Source organism: Devosia sp. Z11_6, from assembly GCF_058133665.1.
In genome coordinates this window covers 278,871-298,864 of record NZ_JBYUNQ010000002.1, presented here as the reverse complement: position 1 = coordinate 298,864, position 19,994 = coordinate 278,871, and the positions used below count along the sequence as shown (strand labels likewise).

Sequence of the window (19,994 nt, the reverse complement as noted above, 5' to 3'; positions counted from 1 at the left end):
CGCGCTAACACTCTATGAGACCTATAGGAAATTCCTATCCGCCGGCGGCGGGCGCCGGATCGTCGAGGGGAAAGGCGCCGGCCAGTTCCTCGAGTTGGGCGCCATCGCGCACCATGTCGTGAATGCGGCCCCAGAGATGCGCGCGCATTTCGGCGAACTGGGGGAGGGTGCGCGGATCGGTATCCCAGCGCGCCTCGGGCAAGCGCACATCAACGATCTCGTCGACCCGGCCGGGGCGCGGGCGCAGGAGCACGATGCGCTGCGACAAGAGGATCGCTTCATCGATGTCGTGGGTGACGAAAACGATGGCAATGCCGCGCCGCGACCACATCTGCCAAAGCTCGCGCCGCAGCACTTCGCGCGTCATGGCATCGAGGGCGGCAAAGGGCTCGTCCATCAGCAGCACTTTGGGCTCTACGGCAAGCGCGCGGGCCAGGCCCACACGCTGCTGCATGCCGCCCGAGAGCTCATGGGGAAAGGCGCCGGCAAAATCGCGCAGTCCGACGGCGCCGAGCAGGGCCGAGGCGCGCTGCGCCCGCTCGCGCCGGCTCATGCCCCGCAGCGAGAGCACAAATTCGATATTGCCGGCCACCGACAGCCAGGGGAGGAGGCGGGCGGACTGAAACACCATGGCCAGGTCCGGCCCCGGCTCGGGCGGGGCACCAAGCACGCTGACCTCTCCCTCATCGGCCTGGGTAAGGCCATTGATGATGCGCAGCAGCGTGGTCTTGCCGCAGCCGCTGGGGCCGACGAGGCTGACAAACTCGCCCGGGGCGATATCGAGCGAGATATTCTCGATCGCGCGGATCTGCCCGTCGCGAAAGCTCTTGCCGACACCGCGCAGCGAGATCAGGGGGGTGGGTGTGGGGGCTTGGGTCATTGGGCGTTCCTTTGCGCCACGCGCCAGCGCCCGAAGCGCCGTTCGGCCCAGCGCAGGAGGGCGGTGAGAGCGGTGCCCAGGGCCATGAGGACGATGACCACGGCAAAATAGCGATCCATCTGGAAGCGATTGCCGGCAGCGGCCAAGAGCCCCCCAAGACCTGACTGGGCCATGGTGAGCTCGGCGATGACAGTGCCGACGGTGCTGATCGCGGCGCCGATCCGCAAGCCACTCAGGATCGAGGGCAGGGCATCGGGCACCATGACGCGCCAAAAGAGGGTGAGGCGCTTGGCGCCAAAGGCGCGCGCCATTTCCACAAGGTCCTTGTCGGCATTGGCGATGCCGGCAGCGGTGTTGATGAGAATGGGAAACAGCGCCGCGTTCCAAACGACGACGATCTTGGCTTCGGTATAAAGCCCGAACCAGACAATGATCAGCGGGATAAAGGCGGCGCCGGGGGTCGAGTTCATCGCATTAACGAACGGGTCGAGAATGCGCCCGACGAGGGGAAAGCCCCCGAGCACAATGCCGAGCAGAATGCCGGTGCTGGCCGAAAGGAGGAACCCCAGCCCGATCACGGTCAGCGATTCGCCCAAGGCGCGCAGCATGGTGCCGTCGGACCAGAGCTTGATGCTTTCATCGAGAATGTCGGTGGGCTTGGGCATGATCAGATTGCCCGCGCTGGCATTGAGCGCGAACATGCCAAGGATCAGGAGGAGCACGAGGCCGATCTGGATCGCGAGCACCAGCGTGCTGGTGCGCCGGCGGCGCGTTTGCGCGCGGCTGGCAAGGGCGGTGCTCGAGAGGCTCGATGATGGGGCGGGCGCGGTTGAGCGGGCCGGCGGCTGTGGCGGTTGCCCTTCTCCAATCATACCGCTATCCCCCTCTTTAGGCTGCACAAGGCTTAGGCACCCGATGCAATTCAGAGCGGGCAGACCGCGGTCCGGATGGCCGCTGCTGGCGATAGTTGGACCAAGCGGTTGAACTATTCAAGCCGCACTGGACGAGGGGACCGGGCGCCCCGCGGCGCTTTGCCCGTGCGGCGGGGGCGGGTTTGGGCTAGATCTGGGCCCCTGGTGCCAGGGGACCGGGCCAAAAGAAAGTTTGATCCGGAATGGATGACAAGCAGGCGATAAAGCCGGGAGCCAGGACTGGGGGGAAGGCGCGGGGTCGCGCGCGGACCACGAGTTCGGCGCAGCCGCGTACCGGGGATCTGACCCTCCACCAGCTACGCATTTTCTGGGCGGTGGCCCGCTCGACGACCCTCACCAATGCGGCCAAGCAATTAGGGCTGACCCAGCCGTCGCTGTCCCAGCAATTGGCCAAGCTCGAGGCCAATGTCGGCACGCTATTGTTTCACCGCCGCTCCAACGAGATGGAGCTGACCGAGGCCGGGCAATATCTGTTGCCCAAGGCCGAACAGGTGCTGCGCTCGATCACCGAACTCGAGGACGGGCTGGGCCAGTTCGGGGCCGGGCAGCGGCTGACGCTGCGGCTGGCGGGGATCAATTCGGTGCTCCGCGTGGTGCTGCCCCGCGCGATCGGGGCGCTGCAGGGGCAGTTTCCCGAACTCGAATTCGACCTGCTGGAAAGTGCACCCGGCGAGATCCTTGACCTGCTGTATAGCCGGCGGGTGACGATCGGGCTTTTGGCCGCCAATTCGGTGGCGCAGGCCGGCGTGGGCTTTGTGCAGGTGCCGCTGCTCGAAGACCCCTATGTGCTGGTCGTGCCCAAGGGGCTCGAGCTCGACGGAGTGAGCGATCCGCAGGCCCACTTGCCAGCCGAGGGGTGGCGGCTGCTCAACCGGGCCATCCAGTTCAGCTTTGGCAGCCGCCACGCGAGCCGGGTAGCCGATTGGTATGCGCGCCTCCTGCCCGAGCACCGGGTCGTGGCGCAGTGCCGCTCGTTTGAAACCGCGATCGGACTGGTGCGGGCGGGGGCCGGGGTGTGCCTGGCGCCGGCGCTGGCCTGTGCGGGGCCCGATGGCGTGCCGAGCGATGTGACGCTGTATCGGGTGCAGGCGCCGCCCCGGCGCATCGTGGCGCTGGTGCCTTCCCAATACCGGCGGGTCGAGCCTTATGCGGCAATGCTGGAAGCGCTGCAGGCGAGCGCGGCTGGCTATGTCGCTCCCCCTATCGCCGCAACGCCGCCGTGGCTGGCGCTGGATAGGGCCGAGGAGTTCTAGGCTTCACTGGCGGTGCTCGCCTTGGCCTTGCCGATCGCGCCCAGATGGGTGTGGTTGAAGGCCGAGCCATATTTGAGCCCATAGCCAAGGGCGCGGTCAAAACCGATATGGGCGGCAAGGATCAAGGCAAATTGCCAGATGAACTCGACACCAAGCGCCCAGCCAAGGCCGCCAAGGACTGCCGCGAGCACATAGCTGTGGGCGGTGTTGTATACGGCGGCGCCGGCCCTGGCATTGAGGGCATAGCCGGCAAAGCTCAGATCGGGCACAAAGAACAGCAGCACGAACAGCCAGGGATTGCCGCCGCTGGCGAAATAAACGGCGGTCGCCCCAGCGAGCACCGCCAGCGCTTCCAGGCGCAGCACGCTGCGCACTCCACCCGTCGCCGTGCCAATTGGTGAAGATTTGCCCTGGTCCATTGCTGCCCCTCGCTGCTGCCTTGCGCGATAGTCTAGCGCGGCGGGGAGGGGGCTGGCGACTGGGCTCAAGCGGCGCCGGCCAAGACCGTTTTGGGCGCCTGTAGGGCGGGTCGAGCACTGCGCCCGGCCCGCCGGAAATTGGTTTGAGCCTTAGGTCGAGATGCTCAGAATATGGCTTTCAAAGGCCACAAAGTCGCCCTCGATCCGCGTGCCGTCACTGACCAGCGTGCGTTCGCCGCTGATGCGCAGATAGCCTTCGCCGAGCACTTCCTCGATGATGTCATCGAGCTCGCGCTCATCGGTGAAGCCGATCTTGGTGCCATCGCTCGTGGTGAGTTGATAATCGGGCAATTCGCTCTCCTGTTTTCGACGGTTCGTGCATCAACGCCGCAACCGGGCAAAAGGTGCGACGGGTTCTAACGCACTGTCGGGGAGGAATATGATTGAAGGAACGCTGATTCGGCTCGCGGTCGCAGACCCACGCGGCGCCAAACCCGGAAAACAAAAAGGGTCCCGAAGGACCCTTTGTTTCTCAAGGCTTGCCGGCCTTGAGAATTGGAGCGGGCGATGGGATTCGAACCCACGACCCTAACCTTGGCAAGGTTATGCTCTACCCCTGAGCTACACCCGCGCTCCGTTGTCATCCACGCTGCCTTGGCATCGGGTCGACGGCGGCCTATATGCCTAATCGCATTCCGCTTTGCAACCGCAAAAATGGGCCTTGTTGCCAAGTTCGTGTCCGGGGAGATCCCGCCACACTTGTCAGAAGCCGGTTTGCGGGGGCATGAAGACACCAATCTGCTTTTTTGCCGCACCCGAAGGCTTGCTCCCATGTCCCAGCCGTTCACCGCTTCCCCCGCCAGCCAGCCCGCCCCTCCCAATGGAGCGCTGGTCAAGAATTCCAGCGACGCCGCGTTCAAGGCCGATGTGATCGATGCTTCGCTCGATGCGCCCGTGCTGGTGGATTTCTGGGCGCCCTGGTGTGGCCCCTGTCGCCAGCTGACCCCGGCGCTCGAAAAAGTGGTCAATGAAAAGGCCGGCAAGATCCGGCTGGTCAAGATCAATATCGACGAGCATCCCGCCATTGCCGGGCAATTGGGCGTGCAGTCCATCCCGGCGGTGTTTGCCTTTGCCGGCGGTCGTCCGGTGGACGGCTTCATGGGCGCGATGCCTGAAAGCGAAGTGCGCCGCTTTGCCGATCGGGTGATTGCCGCGGCCCCGGCGCCCGGTCCCGCCCCCGATTCGATGGAAGCCCAGATCGCCGAGGCGGTCGCTGCCGCCGAAGAGGCGCTTGGAGCGGGCGACCTGCCGCGCGCCGCGCAGATCTTTGGTATGGTGGTGCAGCACGCGCCCGACAATGCCCCCGCGCTGATTGGCCTGGCACGGGTATATCTGGCAGCGGGCGAGCCCGACCAGGCCCGCGCCACCCTCGACATGGTGCCCGAGGAAGGGCGGACGGGCGAGGCCTATACGGCGCTCGCCAATTCGCTGCGCCTCCTGGCCGAAGCGGCCGAACTCTCGGAAACGGCGACGCTGGAAGCGGCGATCGCTGCCGATCCGGACAACCACCAAGCCCGATTCGATCTCGCCGTCGTGCTCAATGCCGAGGGGCGGCGCCTTGAAGCGGCCGAGGCGCTGGTAACGCTGCTCCGGCGCGACCGCAGCTGGAACGAGGACGGCGCGCGCAAAAAGCTGCTCGAATTCTTTGAAGCCTGGGGTCCCAAGGATCCCGCCACCGTCAAGGGCCGCCGTCTGCTCTCGGCGGCGCTGTTTTCGTAACGCAAAGGAAAGCACTCGTGCTCAAGCGCCCCGCTTCTCCCGCCGACCTGCCCAAAAGCGTGCCGCTGTTTCCCCTCAGCGGCGCGCTGCTGCTGCCCTTTTCGCACCGGCCACTCAATGTGTTCGAGCCGCGCTATCTCGACATGGTGGACGCGGCCCTGCGCGGCGACCGCCTGATCGGCCTCATCCAGCCCGAGGACAGCGAGGAAGAAAGCCCCAAGGGTCGCAGCCCGCTGCAATCGATCGGGTGCCTGGGGCGAATCACCCATTTCGAGGAAAGCGGGGAAGGGCGTTACTTCATCATCCTGGAAGGCATCACCAGGTTCCGGCTGGTCCATGAGCTGACGGTGATGACGCCTTATCGCCAGTGCACGATTGCGGCCGAGGAATTCGCCACCGACTTCAACCGGCAATGGGGGGAAGGCGAGGTCGATCGGGAGCGCTTCCTCAAGATGATGCGCGATTATGCCGATTTCGCCGATATCGAGCTCAACTGGCAGGAAATCGACAATACCGGCACCGCCGATCTCGTTAATTTCTGCTGCATGGTGTCGCCCTATGGCGCGGCCGAAAAACAGGTGCTGCTGGAAGCCCCCACGCTCGAGCAGCGCGCTGAAACCTTGATCGCCATGACCGAATACGAGATCGCGCGCGGTGGCGCCGGCGGTTCGGCGCCCCCGCTCAATTGAGTGTTCCCGAGGTCAATCCCCGGCATGTGGTGGACCGCCGCACGCTCGAACTGCTGGTGTGCCCACTGACCAAGACGCGCATGACGCTGTCCGCCGACAAGAGCGAGCTGATTTCGGTGGCCGCGCGCCTGGCCTTTCCCATTCGCAAGGGCGTGCCGCTGCTCGCCCTGGATGAAGCGCGCAGCATCGAGCCCGAGGAGATCAAGGCGCTGACGCGCCCGCCGGCGCCTTAGATCGGCAGGCCCGAGAGGAGGCGCGGCCCGTGGGCCGAAAGGCCCGCGGCACCGCGGATCATCATCGCCTTGACCGGGCCGGCGCGATCCACCAGCCCCAGGCCAAAATCGCGCAGCGCCCGCACCGGCGGGGCGTCCGTCGAAAAGAGCCGGTTCATGCCATCGGTGACAAGGGCCATGCCGGTGGTGTCGAGCCGCCGCCAGCTCTGGTAACGCTCGAGCACGGCCGGGTTGCCATGATCAAGCCCGAGCCGCATCGCTTCGACCACCGCTTCGGCTAGCGCCGCCACATCCTTGAGCCCGAGATTCAGGCCCTGTCCCGCGACGGGATGCACCACATGGGCGGCGTCGCCCACGAGCGCCAGGCGCGGGCCGACAAATTGGCGGGCCAACTGCAGGCGCAGGGGAAAGCCCATCAGATCCTCGTCCACACCGACGGTCCCCAGGGTCGAGCCCATCACCGCCTCGATTTCGCGCGCCAACTCGTCCTTGCCCATGGCGAGGAAGCGCGGGGCGTCTGCGGATTTTTCTGTCCATACGAGCGACGAGCGGTTGCCCGGCAACGGCAGGCTGGCAAAGGGGCCGGCGGGACGGAAATGTTCATACGCCACCCCGTCATGGGGGAGTTCATGGGTGATGGTGGTGACGAGCCCGGTCTGCCGGTAATCATGGGAAAAAACCCCGATCCCGCTCATCTGGCGCAGGCTTGATTGCGCACCATCGGCCGCAACCACCAGCGGCGTGCGCAAGATCCGCCCATCGGCGAGCACCAGATCGGCCGAGTTGGCGCTGGTCTGCAGGCCGGCAACACTGGCCGGCGCCACGACGGTAATCTTGCTCGCTACCGCATCCAGCAGCGCCTGCCCGCTGACCCGGTTGGGCACCATATGGGCAAAGGGCTCGCCCGGAGCCACATCCCCTTCAAAGCTCAGGAACAGGGGGCGGGACAGATCGCCGGGACCCGAATCGGTGATGCGCATGGCGGTGATCGCCTGGGCCTGCTCTGCCATGGGCGCCCAGATGCCGAGCGCCGTCCAGGCGCGGCGAACGCTCGCGGCAATGGCCGAAGCGCGATTATCGCGCGGCACTTCGAGTGGGCGTCGATCCACCAAGGCGATGCGGATGCCGCGGGCAAAGCGCGACAGGGCCAGCGCCAGGGTCAAGCCCGCCGGTCCGCCGCCCACGATCACCACATCGAACTGTTCAGCCTTGCTCATCGGGAACGCCTCCATTGCGGCTATTGAACGCGCCGGGCTCCTCAACGCAAGAGTGCCAAGGGTCGCGCCAGGCCGCCGCAAATTTGCTCAAAACGCTCCAGACCTGCTCATTAATTGAGCACTTGCGCTCAAGCATACGGGTGAAATTCACGCACGATCTGGCAAGTGCTTGAAATGTTTGTTGTTTCTGAGCAGCTATCGAGTTGGCACGGCACTTGAGTCTTGCTTGGCATCAAGACCAGCGCAAGATGCAAAGGGGCTCGCATGAAACTGGTGATCGCTATTATCAAGCCATCCCGCCTCGAAGAGGTTCGCCAGGCACTCAATTCACTCGATGTTCACGGCATGACTGTGACCGAAGTGAAGGGTTATGGCCGCCAAAAGGGACATTCGGAAATCTATCGCGGCACCGAATATGCCGTCCATTTCCTGCCCAAGCTCAAGGTCGAGATTGCGGTCGACGATGCGCTTGCCGATGCCGTTTCGGCGGCCATCCGCGACAGCGCCCAGACCGGTCGCATCGGCGACGGCAAGATTTTCGTGCTCGACCTGCTGGCCGTCACCCGTATCCGCACCGGTGAAACCGGCGCCTCTGCCCTTTAAGCGTCCTCGGGAGAAACAAGAAGATGAAGACGTCCAAGATCTTGGGGAGCGCCGCACTTGCCTCCCTGCTGCTGGCCCTGCCGGCCTTCGCCCAGGATGCGGCGGCACCCGCCGTCGAAGTCGTTGAAGAGGCCGCTGCCACGATCGACACCGGTGACACGGCCTGGTTGATCGTTTCGACCCTCCTGGTCATCCTCATGACCATTCCGGGCGTGGCGCTGTTTTATGGCGGCCTCGTGCGCTCCAAGAACATCCTGTCGGTCGTCACCCAGGTGTTCGGCGCGTTTTCCATGATCGCGCTGCTCTGGGTCGCTTATGGTTATTCGCTGGCCTTTTCCGGGCCGAGCGAAGGCGGATTGTCCGCCTTTATCGGCGATTTCTCCAACTTCTTCCTCGCCAATGTGAACCCCGACTCGGTTTCGGGCACCATTCCCGAGCTGATCTTTGTGGTGTTCCAGCTCACCTTTGCCTGCATCACCGCGACCCTTGTCGTGGGCGGCATTGCCGAGCGCATGAAGTTCGGCGCGGTGATGGCCTTCCTCGCGATCTGGTTCACCTTCGCCTATCTGCCGATCGCCCATATGGTGTGGTCGGCCGCGGGCCTCTTTTTCCAGATGGGCGCGCTCGATTTTGCCGGCGGCACCGTCGTGCACATCAATTCGGGCGTTGCCGCACTCGTGGCTGCCATCGTGCTGGGGCCGCGCCTTGGCTATATGAAGGAGCCGATTGCGCCCCATAACCTCGTCTTCACCTATATCGGCGCCTGCCTGCTCTGGGTTGGCTGGTTCGGCTTCAATGCCGGCTCGGCTCTCGGCGCCAACGGCGTTGCCGCCCAGGCCTTCCTCAACACCATCACCGCTCCCGCCGCAGCCGGCATTGCCTGGGCTGTGGGCGAAAAGATCACCCGCGGCCATGCCTCGGCCCTGGGCTTTGTGTCGGGTGCCGTTGCGGGCCTTGTTGCCATCACCCCGGCTGCCGGTTTTGCCGGCACCTTTGGCTCAATCGTTCTGGGTGCGGTGACCGGCTTTGTGTGCCTCTGGGCGGTTGTGACCCTCAAGCCCATGCTCAAATATGACGACAGCCTCGATGTGTTCGGCATTCACGGCGTCGGCGGCATTGTCGGCGCCATCGGCACCGCTGTTGTTGCCGATCCGGCCCTGGGTGGCTTTGGCGCCGAGGGCTATGCCATGGGCGGCCAGCTGGTCACCCAGGTCATGGCGGTGGTTGTCGCCATCCTGTGGTCGGGCGTCGTAGCCTTTGTGGCCATGATGATCGTCAAGGCGATCTTCGGTGGGGCCCGCGTTCCCGAATCGGCCGAGGTCGACGGGCTGGACCTCTCCAGCCACGGCGAGCGCGCCTACAACTAGCATTCCTCCCTTCCGGGCGGCGTCCCTCGCGTCGCCCGGATCCCATTCTTCGCCTGCATTGATCGTGGCGTGCGGCTCGTGTTCCTCTTGGCCCGCCCAGAGGCTTCCCACTCGCAAACCGCATGAGCCGCACTCCTCGATCAATCCTCCCTAGTGCCGCCTTCCCCCCGCTGTTCGCGGCACTCTGCCTGGGCCCGTTGCCTGCAACGGGCCCTTTTTCTTGCCGCAGTGGGGATGGTTAGCCTGCGATTAACCACACGGCTCTAGCATCGGCGGCATGCGGCCTGGATTCTCCCGGGCGCCACCTAAACCATAGTGCCCCATGCCATCACACCCCACGCCAATGCTCGACGAGATTCGCTCGGTGCCACAACGCGGCACCCGGGCCGCAGCCAAGCCAGCGCCTGCTGCCGTGAGCGCCATTGCCATTCGCATCCCGGTGCGCCTTGTGGGATTGCTGGGCCTGGTTTTGGTAGCGGTGTGCCTTGTCGCCATGGCCTCCTGGTCGGTGGATGACCCAAGCTTCACCTATGCCACGACCAAGCCCGCCGCCAATTGGCTGGGTTTTCCCGGTGCGGTGATTGCCGATACGCTGTTTCAGATGCTGGGCCTGGCCGGGCCCGTGCTGCTGGTGCCGCCGGCTCTGTGGTTCTGGGCCATGTCGCGCCGCCGCCTGCCCACCCGCTTTGGCCTACGCGCCACCAGCTGGATCGGGGCGACCATTCTTGTGGCCGGCGTGCTCGCCTTTGTGCCCATGCCCGCCACCTGGCCCCTGCCGACCGGGCTTGGCGGCATTGTCGGCACCGGCTTTACCGTGCTCGCGACCCTCGTCGGTGGCGCCCAGCCGCAGCCGCTCACGGCCGCGCTGTTTGCCGTCATTCTCGCGGCTCCCGCGATTGCCCTTTTTTGGATCGGCATGGGGTTGGGTACCGCCCGTTCAACGGCCCCGGGCAAGCCGGCCAAGGCCGGTGGCCGGGCCGAGCCCGAGCCGCGCGACGCCCGTGACCCTGACGAGGAACGCGAAACCAATCCGCTGGTGGACGTGGCGCTCGGCGCCATGGTGCATTTGGGCTATTCCCTGCGCACCGCCTTCCGCCGCGCCCGCGCCAGCCACGCCGAAAAACGCGCTGCCGACAACGCGCCCTATCGCGATGACGAATTCGAGCCCAGCCTGGATGGTCGTGGCGCGCCCCAGTTGGAGCGCCTCGAGCCCGCTGTTGTGGCCGAGCCGCGCCGCATCCATTCGCGCACCATGCCTGAGCCGAGCTTTGCGCCCGAAGCGCCGGTGTCCGCGCGCATCAATGCCCGCCCGAGCTATGACGAAACCGAGCTCGATTATCCCGATGATGCCGAAGACGACGACATCCCCTTTGTGCCCGAGCCCGCGGCCCCCGCCGTGGTCAATCACCGCCAGCAGGGCGATTCCCGCTTCCATCCGGTCAATCCCGCGGCACCCCGCGTCGCGGCGCCAGCGCCTGCCCCGGTGCAGGGCACCCGTGTCGCGCGCGAGGCCCAGCCCTCGTTCCTCGACGAGCCCGGCGCGTTTGAGCTGCCGCCGCTGAGCCTTCTGGCCGAACCCAAGCACAAGGGCCCTTCGCCCGAGCATGCCCCCGAGCGGCTCGAGGAAATGGCGCGCCAGCTTGAAGGCGTGCTGGAAGACTTCGGCGTCAAGGGCGACATCATCAATGTGCGTCCGGGTCCCGTCGTCACCTTGTTCGAGCTCGAGCCCGCGCCCGGCATCAAGTCGAGCCGCGTGATCTCGCTGGCCGACGACATCGCCCGTTCCATGTCGGCGATCTCCGCCCGCGTTGCCGTGGTGCCGGGCCGCAATGCCATCGGCATCGAGTTGCCCAACCAGATGCGCGAAACCGTTTACTTCCGCGAAATGCTGGCTTCCTCGGACTTCGAGAAGATGAAGGGCAAGCTGCCCATTTGCCTGGGCAAGACCATTGGCGGCGAGCCGGTGATCGCCGATCTCGCGCGCATGCCCCACCTGCTGATCGCCGGCACCACCGGTTCGGGTAAATCGGTGGGTATCAACACCTTCATCCTGTCGCTGCTTTACCAGATGACGCCCGAGCAGTGCCGCATGATCATGATCGATCCCAAGATGCTCGAACTGAGCATCTATGACGGCATTCCCCATCTGCTGACCCCCGTGGTCACCGACCCCAACAAGGCGGTGGTGGCGCTCAAATGGGCGGTGCGCGAGATGGAAGATCGCTATCGCAAGATGAGCAAGATCGGCGTGCGCAATATCGATGGCTTCAACCAGCGCGTCACCGAATCCAAGGCGCGCGGCGAAGTGATCACCCGCACCGTCCAGACCGGTTTTGATCGCGAAACCGGCGAGGCGATCTTTGAAAGCGAAGAGTTCGATCTCGAGCCCTTGCCCTATATCGTCGTCATCGTCGACGAAATGGCTGACCTGATGATGGTGGCGGGCAAGGACATCGAAGGCGCCATCCAGCGCCTCGCCCAGATGGCGCGTGCCGCGGGCATCCACATCATCACCGCCACCCAGCGCCCGTCGGTGGACGTGATCACTGGCACGATCAAGGCCAACTTCCCCACCCGTATCTCGTTCATGGTGACGTCGAAAATCGACTCCCGTACCATTCTGGGCGAGCAGGGCGCCGAGCAACTGCTGGGCAATGGCGACATGCTTTACATGGCGTCGGGCGGCCGCACCAAGCGCCTGCACGGCCCCTTTGTGGCGGACTCCGAAGTCGAGGCGGTGGTCAAGCACCTCAAGGCGCAGGGTGCGCCCGATTATCTCGACTCCATCACCGCCGATGAAGACGAGGATGGTGGCTCGGCCGCCGATTTCGGCGGTGCCGATGACAGCGGCGGCTCGGGCGACGAGCTTTATGACAAGGCCGTCCAGATCGTGCTCACCGACAAGAAGGCCTCGACCTCCTATGTGCAGCGGCGCTTGGCCATCGGCTACAACAAGGCGGCGACCCTGATTGAGCGCATGGAGCGCGAAGGGGTGATCTCGCAGGCCAACCATGCCGGCAAGCGCGAAATCCTCGTCGGCAACAACGCTGACGGCTATTAAGGCTTTGGTCAGGCAGCGGCAGGACGCGGGGAACCTTCCCGCTCCTGCCGCAATTGCTGTCTAGGCTGATTTCGAACACCAAAGCCCCAGGGAACTCCTCCATGTTACGCCGCGACGCTCTGCTGCTTGGCCTTTCGGCCGTTCTCGCCACCACGCTGCCCAGCCTGGCGCTGGACCGGGCCCTTTCGGCCGAAGAGCAGCAGTTGATCGCCGATATCGGCGCCCATAATTCGGCAATCCGCTCCATGGCGGGCCGGTTCCTGCAGATCGACACCAATGGCGGGCGCAGCGAAGGCACGTTCTTCCTTGAGCGCCCCGACAAGGTGCGCTTCCGCTACAATCCCCCCAGCCGCGAAGAGATCGTTTCGGTGGGGCGGGGCTTTTACGTGCTCAACCGCAAGGAAGAGACCTATTACGCCTATCCCCAGGACACGATCCCGCTGCGCCAGTTTTTGGGCGACAAGATCGACCTGCTCAATGCCAATGTGGTCGATGTGACGACCTCGGATGGCTATATGTCGATCACGGTGATCGACGAGACCGTGGCGGGCACGGTGCAGGTCTCGCTGATCTTTGACACCTCGACGCTGGATCTGAGCCAGTGGAGCCTCGTCGAGCCCAGCGGGGCGGAGCTGACCTTTTCGCTCTATGACGTGGAAAAGAACGTCGAGATCCCGCGCGCCTATTTCTCCATTCCATCGACCTATTCGGCCGCGCAGCCGAAATAATCTTCGGGCGGGGCCTAGCGCATGACCAAAAGCGCAATGAGCCCCGCGCCGCCCACCAGGATGCGCCACCAGGCAAAGGGCGCAAAGCCATAGCGGCTGACAAAGGTGAGGAGGTACCGCACGACGAGCGCTCCCACGACGAAGGCGGCGGCAAAGCCGATTGCAACATTGAGCGCGATGGACGCATCGATCAGATCGCGGCTCTTGTAGAGATCATAGCCGAAGGCTCCCACCATGATGGGCAGGGCGATGAAAAAGGTGAACTCGGCCGCCGCGCGCTTGCTGGCGCCAAACAGCATGCCCCCCACCACGGTCGAGCCCGAGCGCGAAACGCCGGGCACGAGGCTGAGCATCTGGAACAGGCCGACAATTACCGCCAGATGCCAGGGGAACTGGTAAATATCGTCATATTTGGGCTGGAGCGGCAGCCGGTCGACGATGAGGAGAACGATCCCGCCGACCAGGAGGGTCCAGCAGATCAGCTGCGCCGAGTCCCACAGATCCCCCTGGATGAAATCGCGCAGCAAGACGCCGGCAACCACGGCCGGCAGACAGGCGAGGATAACGGTGACGGCAAAGTGCCAGGCATAGGCCTTGCCGGTCAGCGCATCGCGGATCAGCAGCCCCAGCTTGGCAAAATACACGGTGATAACAGCAAGGATTGCGCCCAGCTGGATCAGCACGATAAAGGTGGCGGGCTGGCTCAAACCGAAGAAGTGACCGGCCAGGAGCAGGTGCCCGGTGGAGCTAACCGGCAGGAATTCGGTAAGCCCTTCGAGTATTCCCAGGATCAGCGGCACAAAAAGACCTTGATCGGCGTTCATCTGATCCCCTAACTCCACTAGCAAGCCGCATAGCAGCGCCGGGGGTCTTAAACTGCTTCGCTCCGAGCGCCAAGGCGGGCGAGCAACCGGCCCGAACACCAGCCTGATCTGAACACCAGCCTGAACTTAACAAGAGCATCCCGCATGCCAAGTCTGCTGCACCACCCCCTTGATCCTTCCTCCCGTATTATTCGCCTGATGTGCGCCGAATACGGCGTGCCGCTCGACATGGAGGAGATCAAGCCGTGGCTGCGCGAACCCACGCTGCTCGAGATCAACCCTGCCGCGACTCTGCCCATCCTGCTCGATGACAGCGACACGCCCATCGTGGGCATTCTGGCGGCCATCCACATGGTCGAGGATCTGTGGTCGCCCAATGTGGTCTCGGGCCTCGTGCCGGCCGATCCGGGACCGCGCGCCGAGATGTGGCGGCTGCTGGAATGGATCCTGACCAAGCTCAACGAGGAAGTGACGCGCTATATTCTCGAGGAAAAGATCGTCAAGCGCGACCAGCGCGGCGCCACCCCCGACCCATCGGTGCTGCGGGTGGCCAAGGCGAATTTGACCGAGCATATGCTCTATTTCAACTGGCTGCTGGCGACGCGCTCCTGGCTGGGTGGCGACAGCATGACCCTGGCCGATTTTGCGCTGGCGGCGCATTTCTCCACCCTCGATTACCTCGGTGACATGGACTGGAACAAGGCGGGTGAAACGCGCGACTGGTATTCGCGCATCAAGTCGCGCCCGGCCTTCCGCACCCTGCTCAATGACCGCGTGGTGGCGATGCCGCCCCACGCCGGCTATGCCGATCTGGATTTTTAGCGACCATGCAACTGCACCTTCCCCAACTGCTGGAGGGTTTGTCGACCCCCGCCGAGGGGAAGGCGAGCGCCGGTGCTGCAACCGCACCTGAAAAGCTCGTGACCGAGCTGCGCGAGCGCGCGAGGGCGCTGGGGTTTTCGAGCTTTGGCATTACCCGCGCCGATGCGCGCCCGGACCTGCCCGCCAAGCTCGAGGCCGCGCTCGAAGCGGGCTGGCATGGCGACATGGACTGGATGGCTGAAACACCCGAGCGGCGCGCCAGCCCCCAGGGGCTGTGGCCCGAAGCGCGCTCGATCATTCTCCTCGGCTTCAACTATGGGCCCGACAGCGATCCGCTCGAGGCGCTCGAGCATCCCTCCCATGGCGCCATTTCGGTTTATGCGCGCAATCGCGATTATCACGAGATCATCAAGGGCAAGCTCAAGGAACTGGCGGGCCTGCTGGCGCGGCGCGCAGGCGCCGACGTCAAGGTGTTCGTCGACACCGCCCCGGTGATGGAAAAGCCGCTGGCGGAAGCCGCGGGCCTGGGCTGGCAGGGCAAGCACAGCGTTTTGGTGAGCCGCGACTGGGGGGGCTGGCAGTTCTTGGGCGCGATCTTTACTTCGGCCGAACTGCCGGCTGACCAGCCGCATCGCTCAAGCTGCGGCACCTGCACGCGCTGCCTTGATGTCTGCCCGACCAATGCCTTTCCCGCCCCTTATCGCCTCGATGCCCGGCGGTGCCTGGCTTACCTCAATATCGAGCACAAGGGGCCCATTCCGCTCGAATTTCGTGTCCCAATGGGCAACCGCATCTATGGCTGCGATGATTGCCTCGCCGTCTGCCCCTGGAACAAATTTGCCAAGCAAAGCCAAGAAGCGCGGCTGCAGGCGCGCGAGGAGCTGGACCGCCCGGCGCTGTCCGGTCTGGTGCAACTCGATGATGCCGGGTTCCGGGCGCTCTTTGCCGGCTCCCCGATCAAGCGCATTGGACATGCCCGCTTCTTGCGCAATGTGCTGATTGCCGTGGGCAATAGTGGCGATGTCGCCCTGCTGCCACTGGCGGCGGCCCGCTTGGCCGACCCCGAGCCGCTGGTCCGCGGCGCGGCGGTGTGGGCGACCCGGAGGCTGGCGGGTGATGATGACGGCGCCGCTTATCGCGCGCAGTATGCGCCTGATGAAACCGACGCGCAGGTGCGCGAGGAATGGACGGCAGTGCTGCAATGAAATTCTTCTTTTTCGGCCTCGGCTTTTCGTCCCTGGCGACCGTCGAGCAGGTGCGGGCCCTCGATCCGGCGGCCAGCATTGCCGGCACGGTGCGGTCACCGGAAAAGGCGGCGCTGCTGCGCGACAACGGCATTGCCGCCCACCTGTTTACCGGCGATGCGCCGAGCGAAGCGCTGCGCGCGGATCTGCGCGCGGCCACCCATGTCGTGTTGTCCATTGCCCCCGATGCGGCGGGCGATCCGGCGCTGAGCCAGCACCGGGCCGATCTTGATGCCGCGCCCAATTTGCAATGGCTGTGCTATTATTCCACCGTGGGCGTTTACGGCGATTTCGGCGGCGCCTGGATCGATGAAACCGTTCCGCTGGTGCCGCGCAATGAACGCTCGGACCGGCGGGTCGCGGCGGAAGCCGCGTGGCGCGACTATGCGCAAGGGCGCGGGCTGCCGCTGACGATCCTGCGTCTGGCCGGCATTTATGGCCCGGGCCGGTCGACCTTCGACAAGCTGCGGGACGGCACGGCGCGCCGGCTGGTCAAGCCCGAGCAGGTGTTCAACCGCATCCATGTGGAAGATATCGGCCGGATCACCGCGCTGGCGGCAAAAGAGCGGCTGGCGGGCACCTTCAACCTGGGCGATGACGAGCCGGCGCCACCGCAGGACCTCGTGACCTATGCCGCTGACCTGCTGGGGGTCGAGCCGCCGCCCGAGATTGCCTATGCGGAAGCGGAGCTGACGCCCATGCAGCGCTCGTTTTATGCCGACAACAAGCGCGTTTCCAATCGCGCGATCAAGGAGGCGCTCGGGATCGAGCTCTTGTATCCGACCTATCGCCAGGGGCTGGCCGGCATTTTGGCGGGTGAAGGCCAATGAGCGTGGTAGGAGCCAAATCGGCGCCCGGGCGGCAAGTTCTGGAGGGACGTCTCGTGCGGCTCGAGCCGCTGGAAGCCAGGCATGCGCCCGATCTCCTCGCGGCATGGCAAGGGCCTGATATGGACGAGCGCTATCGCTGGCTGGGGGAATATCCGCCGCAAAGCGTTGGGGAGCTCGAAAGCTGGATCGCTGCGGTCAATGCCGGAGCCGATCGCTTTGTTGGCGTGGTTGACCAGCGCACAGGTCGCGCCCTCGGGCGGCAGGGCTGGATGCGCATCTTCCCCGAACACGCCTCGATCGAGATTGGCGGGGTGTATTGGGGCCCGGACATGGCGCGCTCGCCGCTGGCGACCGAAGCGCTTTATCTGTTCGCGTGCCACGCCTTCGACGCTCTCGGTTATCGCCGCTTTGAGTGGAAGTGCAACAATCGCAGCGAGCCGTCCAAGGCGGCGGCGCAGCGCTTTGGCTTTACCTATGAGGGGCTGTTCCGTCAGGACCGGATCGTCAAGGGCGAAAGCCGCGACACGGCCTGGTTCTCGATCATTGACAGCGAATGGCCCGATCTGCGCGCCGAATATCAGCGCTGGCTGAGCCCGGACAATTTTGCCCCCGACGGCACGCAAAAGAGCCGACTGAACGCGCGCCGCTAGGCGGTTTTGGCGTCCTTGACCAGCGCCAGCACCGCTGCGCGCAGCCGCTCCAGATCCTCAGGCCGGCTGAGGCGATGGTCGCCATCGGGGATCAGCGTCAGGGTGACGGGGTCATGCAGCAGGTGGGTGACGAGCTTGATGGCATGGGCTTGGGGCACATCGGTATCCTGCCCGCCCTGGAGGATATGCACCGGGCAGCCGGTTTCGATCACCGCGCCAAACAGGAGGTGCTGTTCCCCGTCCTCGAGGAGGCCGCGGGTCAGCCGGTAGGGCGCGTCCGAATAATCGGAGGGTTGCTCCACATGGCCTTGGTTGCTCAGGGCGTCGTGCTCGGCCGGGGTGAACTGCGCCAGCATCAGGTCCTGCGTCATGTCCACGGCCGGGGCGATCAACACCAGACCTGCGACCCGATGATCGCCTTGCGCGAGCATGGCGCGTACCAACAGGAGGGCGAGCCAGCCGCCCATGGAGGAGCCGACGACGATCTGCGGCCCGGTCGTGGTGGCAAACACCGACTGGGCTTCCTCGAGCCAGCGGCTGATCGTGCCCTCATTGAAATCGCCCCCCGAAGCGCCATGGCCCGAATAATCAAAGCGGGTGACCGCAAGACCCTGTTCGGCCCCCAGGGCATCAAGCGCCAGCGCCTTGCTGCCATTCATGTCCGAGCGAAAACCGCCGAGCCAGAAAATACCGGGGGCTGCACCCTCCCGCCGGGCCACGGCAATGGACCGGGCGGCGTCGCCTGTGCCGACGGAAAGCAAGGATGGCTCAACCATGAAATGCACCAATCATTATCCAGTTGGGAACGCAAAGCGGCTCAAGAGCGCTTTAGTGTGGCCCCGAACGCCCAGCAGGCAAGAAATCCCTGCTTGTGCAGTTGACTTCCGGTGCCGCTACCACGATTTTACGCCTGTTTTCACCACTTTGTTTAACTACACAAGGAACGCCCGCCATTCGCCGTCCCATGAGACCCGTTACGCCCCAGAAAGATGGGCCGCTCTCCAATGAGGATATCACCAGCCCTGATGTTCAGTTGATCGATGCCGAAGGTGAGAACCGCGGCATTGTCCGAACGCGCGAGGCGCTGACTGAAGCCCAGGAAGCAGGCCTTGATCTGGTGCTGATCTCGCCTAACGCCCAGCCGCCGGTCGCCAAGATGCTCGATCTCGGCCGCTTCAAATATGCTGCCCAGAAAAAGGCGGCCGAAGCGCGCAAGAAGCAGAAGGTGATCGAGGTCAAGGAAGTCCAGCTGCGTCCCAATATCGATACGCACGACTACGAGACCAAGATGAAGGCCGTTCAGCGCTTCCTCGACGAGGGTGACCGGGTCAAGGTGACAATGCGTTTCCGTGGCCGCGAAATGGCGCACCAGGAAATCGGCATGCAACTGCTCATCAAGGTCAAGGACCAGATGGAAGCCCTGGCCAAGGTCGAGTCGCAGCCGCGCTCGGAAGGCCGCCAGATGGTGATGGTGCTGGCGCCCAAGTAAGCGCTGGCGCTTCAAAGGTATTCAAAGGCAGGCCAGTGGCCTGCCTTTTTGCTTGTGGACCCTACTGCCCGTATGGCTCAAGCTCATCGGCGCGGGGGATGGCCGGCTGCGCTCCGGGTTTGAGGCAAGCCAGGCTCGCCGCCGCCGTTGCGCGCCGCACTGCGGCCTCAAGCGACAGCCCGGCATCGAGCCCGGCAGCGAGATAGCCGCAGAACGTATCGCCTGCGCCAACCGTGTCGACGGGGGTGATCGGCAGGGCAGGCACGCTGATGACGCCTTCCGGGGTCGCGGCCCGCGCGCCATCGCCGCCGAGGGTCACGATCACGGTCTGGTTGTGCTGGATGGCCCAATCCTGCATTGCCACCATGATATCGGCATGGCTTTCACCGCAAAGCAGCGCAAACTCGCTTTCATTGGCGACGAGGATGCTCGCCTGCGTCGCGATCGCGGCGGTGGTGGGCAGGAAAGGGGCGGTGTTGAGGATCGAGATCGCCCCACGCTCCCGGGCGAGCTCCAGCGCGCGCTGGGTGGCTTCCTGGGGGATTTCCTGCTGCAGCAGCAGCACCGAACCGGCCTGGAGCCCCGAAAGGGCGGCATCGGCATCAGCCGGGCCCAAAGTGCCATTGGCGCCGGGCAGCACCGCAATGACGTTTTCGCCCTGGGCGTCCACCAGGATCATAGCAATGCCGGTGGGCTCGGCGGCAATCTTGACCTCGTTGAGATCAACCCCATCGGCCTTGAGCAGCTCGAGCGCTGCCTGGGCGAAGACGTCGTTGCCTACGGCCGATACATGGCGCACTTCCGCCCCGGCGCGGCGGGCAGCCAGAGCCTGATTGGCCCCCTTGCCCCCGGGGGAAACCGAAAACGTGCCGCCGGCCACCGTTTCACCTGGGCTGGGCAAGCGGGTGACAGTGCCGATCTGGTCGAGATTGGTGGAGCCAAAAATGGTGATCATGTGGGGCAGGCCGCCTTAA

General features: G+C 64.8%; 21 protein-coding genes and 1 tRNA gene. 13 read left to right on the top strand and 9 right to left on the bottom strand.

The features are described from left to right. Window positions 1–34: 34 nt before the first annotated feature. Both AC3YMN_RS06670 and AC3YMN_RS06665 read right to left on the bottom strand, forming a co-directional pair. Window positions 35–880 (bottom strand): ABC transporter ATP-binding protein, encoded by an 846-nt coding sequence (locus AC3YMN_RS06670; RefSeq protein ID WP_489889421.1) that lies wholly within the window; start codon window positions 878–880, stop codon window positions 35–37. Further along, entirely contained in the window at window positions 877–1,752 is an 876-nt protein-coding gene (locus tag AC3YMN_RS06665; protein WP_127755086.1) for an ABC transporter permease, read from the bottom strand. The genes AC3YMN_RS06670 and AC3YMN_RS06665 overlap by 4 nt, the downstream gene beginning before the upstream one ends. A gap of 242 nt (window positions 1,753–1,994) precedes the next feature. On the opposite strand from AC3YMN_RS06665, the gene AC3YMN_RS06660 reads away from it, so the two are divergent. Then, the gene (locus tag AC3YMN_RS06660) at window positions 1,995–3,065 is read left to right on the top strand and encodes a LysR family transcriptional regulator (protein WP_489889420.1); all 1,071 of its coding nucleotides are present in this window, start codon (window positions 1,995–1,997) and stop codon (window positions 3,063–3,065) included. Here AC3YMN_RS06660 and AC3YMN_RS06655 read toward each other — a convergent pair. From AC3YMN_RS06655 to AC3YMN_RS06645, 3 genes are all read right to left on the bottom strand, one after another. Further along, window positions 3,062–3,484: a DUF4260 domain-containing protein gene (locus tag AC3YMN_RS06655; protein WP_489889419.1), complete on the bottom strand. Its 423-nt coding sequence runs from the start codon at window positions 3,482–3,484 to the stop codon at window positions 3,062–3,064. The genes AC3YMN_RS06660 and AC3YMN_RS06655 overlap by 4 nt on opposite strands. A gap of 150 nt (window positions 3,485–3,634) precedes the next feature. Beyond that, entirely contained in the window at window positions 3,635–3,835 is a 201-nt protein-coding gene (locus AC3YMN_RS06650; protein WP_127755089.1) for a hypothetical protein, read from the bottom strand. A 205-nt stretch (window positions 3,836–4,040) separates the two neighbouring features. Continuing rightward, window positions 4,041–4,115: transfer RNA gene (locus AC3YMN_RS06645), tRNA-Gly, on the bottom strand. A 200-nt stretch (window positions 4,116–4,315) separates the two neighbouring features. Here AC3YMN_RS06645 and AC3YMN_RS06640 point away from each other — a divergent pair. From AC3YMN_RS06640 to AC3YMN_RS06630, 3 genes are read left to right on the top strand one after another with little or no spacing between them, the layout of a single operon-like run. Continuing rightward, window positions 4,316–5,263 carry a tetratricopeptide repeat protein gene (locus AC3YMN_RS06640; protein WP_489889418.1) on the top strand — a complete coding sequence of 316 codons (948 nt, stop codon included), beginning with the start codon at window positions 4,316–4,318 and terminating at the stop codon, window positions 5,261–5,263. Between the two features lie 17 nt (window positions 5,264–5,280). Further along, window positions 5,281–5,952: an LON peptidase substrate-binding domain-containing protein gene (locus tag AC3YMN_RS06635; RefSeq protein WP_489889417.1), complete on the top strand. Its 672-nt coding sequence runs from the start codon at window positions 5,281–5,283 to the stop codon at window positions 5,950–5,952. After that, the gene (locus AC3YMN_RS06630; RefSeq protein ID WP_489889416.1) at window positions 5,949–6,185 is read left to right on the top strand and encodes a Trm112 family protein; all 237 of its coding nucleotides are present in this window, start codon (window positions 5,949–5,951) and stop codon (window positions 6,183–6,185) included. Before AC3YMN_RS06635 ends, AC3YMN_RS06630 begins: the two co-directional genes overlap by 4 nt. Here the strand turns inward: AC3YMN_RS06630 and AC3YMN_RS06625 are convergent. Next, window positions 6,182–7,402, bottom strand: a complete 1,221-nt coding sequence (locus tag AC3YMN_RS06625) for an FAD-dependent monooxygenase (protein ID WP_489889415.1) — start codon at window positions 7,400–7,402, stop codon at window positions 6,182–6,184. The genes AC3YMN_RS06630 and AC3YMN_RS06625 overlap by 4 nt on opposite strands. A gap of 264 nt (window positions 7,403–7,666) precedes the next feature. Here AC3YMN_RS06625 and AC3YMN_RS06620 point away from each other — a divergent pair, with 264 nt between their 5' ends. The 4 genes from AC3YMN_RS06620 (at window position 7,667) to AC3YMN_RS06605 (ending at window position 13,161) form a co-directional block, all read left to right on the top strand. After that, window positions 7,667–8,005: a P-II family nitrogen regulator gene (locus AC3YMN_RS06620; RefSeq protein WP_127755093.1), complete on the top strand. Its 339-nt coding sequence runs from the start codon at window positions 7,667–7,669 to the stop codon at window positions 8,003–8,005. Window positions 8,006–8,028: 23 nt separating this feature from the next. Further along, the gene (locus tag AC3YMN_RS06615; protein ID WP_172121792.1) at window positions 8,029–9,372 is read left to right on the top strand and encodes an ammonium transporter; all 1,344 of its coding nucleotides are present in this window, start codon (window positions 8,029–8,031) and stop codon (window positions 9,370–9,372) included. Between the two features lie 322 nt (window positions 9,373–9,694). After that, the gene (locus AC3YMN_RS06610; RefSeq protein ID WP_489889414.1) at window positions 9,695–12,433 is read left to right on the top strand and encodes an FtsK/SpoIIIE family DNA translocase; all 2,739 of its coding nucleotides are present in this window, start codon (window positions 9,695–9,697) and stop codon (window positions 12,431–12,433) included. A gap of 101 nt (window positions 12,434–12,534) precedes the next feature. Beyond that, window positions 12,535–13,161, top strand: coding sequence for a LolA family protein (locus tag AC3YMN_RS06605; RefSeq protein WP_172121793.1), 627 nt, complete (start codon window positions 12,535–12,537; stop codon window positions 13,159–13,161). Window positions 13,162–13,175: 14 nt separating this feature from the next. Here AC3YMN_RS06605 and AC3YMN_RS06600 read toward each other — a convergent pair whose 3' ends face one another. Further along, the gene (locus AC3YMN_RS06600; RefSeq protein ID WP_489889413.1) at window positions 13,176–13,985 is read right to left on the bottom strand and encodes an undecaprenyl-diphosphate phosphatase; all 810 of its coding nucleotides are present in this window, start codon (window positions 13,983–13,985) and stop codon (window positions 13,176–13,178) included. 144 nt (window positions 13,986–14,129) lie between these two features. On the opposite strand from AC3YMN_RS06600, the gene AC3YMN_RS06595 reads away from it, so the two are divergent. Genes AC3YMN_RS06595 through AC3YMN_RS06580 form a run of 4 tightly spaced genes read left to right on the top strand, consistent with a single transcriptional unit; the run spans window position 14,130 to window position 17,531 of the window. Next, on the top strand, window positions 14,130–14,807 hold the full coding sequence (locus AC3YMN_RS06595) for a glutathione S-transferase family protein (protein ID WP_127755098.1): 678 nt from the start codon (window positions 14,130–14,132) through the stop codon (window positions 14,805–14,807). Window positions 14,808–14,812: 5 nt separating this feature from the next. Then, entirely contained in the window at window positions 14,813–16,012 is a 1,200-nt protein-coding gene (queG, locus tag AC3YMN_RS06590; protein WP_489889412.1) for a tRNA epoxyqueuosine(34) reductase QueG, read from the top strand. Continuing rightward, window positions 16,009–16,881: an NAD-dependent epimerase/dehydratase family protein gene (locus AC3YMN_RS06585; RefSeq protein ID WP_489889411.1), complete on the top strand. Its 873-nt coding sequence runs from the start codon at window positions 16,009–16,011 to the stop codon at window positions 16,879–16,881. Before queG ends, AC3YMN_RS06585 begins: the two co-directional genes overlap by 4 nt. Next, window positions 16,878–17,531 (top strand): GNAT family N-acetyltransferase, encoded by a 654-nt coding sequence (locus AC3YMN_RS06580; RefSeq protein WP_489889410.1) that lies wholly within the window; start codon window positions 16,878–16,880, stop codon window positions 17,529–17,531. Before AC3YMN_RS06585 ends, AC3YMN_RS06580 begins: the two co-directional genes overlap by 4 nt. On the opposite strand, the gene AC3YMN_RS06575 is transcribed toward AC3YMN_RS06580, so the two are convergent. Next, a complete protein-coding gene (locus tag AC3YMN_RS06575) occupies window positions 17,528–18,307 on the bottom strand; it encodes an alpha/beta hydrolase (protein WP_489889409.1) in 780 nt (259 codons plus the stop codon). The genes AC3YMN_RS06580 and AC3YMN_RS06575 overlap by 4 nt on opposite strands. Before the next feature lie 176 nt (window positions 18,308–18,483). On the opposite strand from AC3YMN_RS06575, the gene infC reads away from it, so the two are divergent. Beyond that, window positions 18,484–19,020 carry a translation initiation factor IF-3 gene (gene infC, locus AC3YMN_RS06570; protein WP_172124743.1) on the top strand — a complete coding sequence of 179 codons (537 nt, stop codon included), beginning with the start codon at window positions 18,484–18,486 and terminating at the stop codon, window positions 19,018–19,020. 61 nt (window positions 19,021–19,081) lie between these two features. Here the strand turns inward: infC and AC3YMN_RS06565 are convergent, their stop codons facing one another. Further along, entirely contained in the window at window positions 19,082–19,975 is an 894-nt protein-coding gene (locus AC3YMN_RS06565; RefSeq protein WP_489889408.1) for a ribokinase, read from the bottom strand. Window positions 19,976–19,994: the final 19 nt, after the last annotated feature.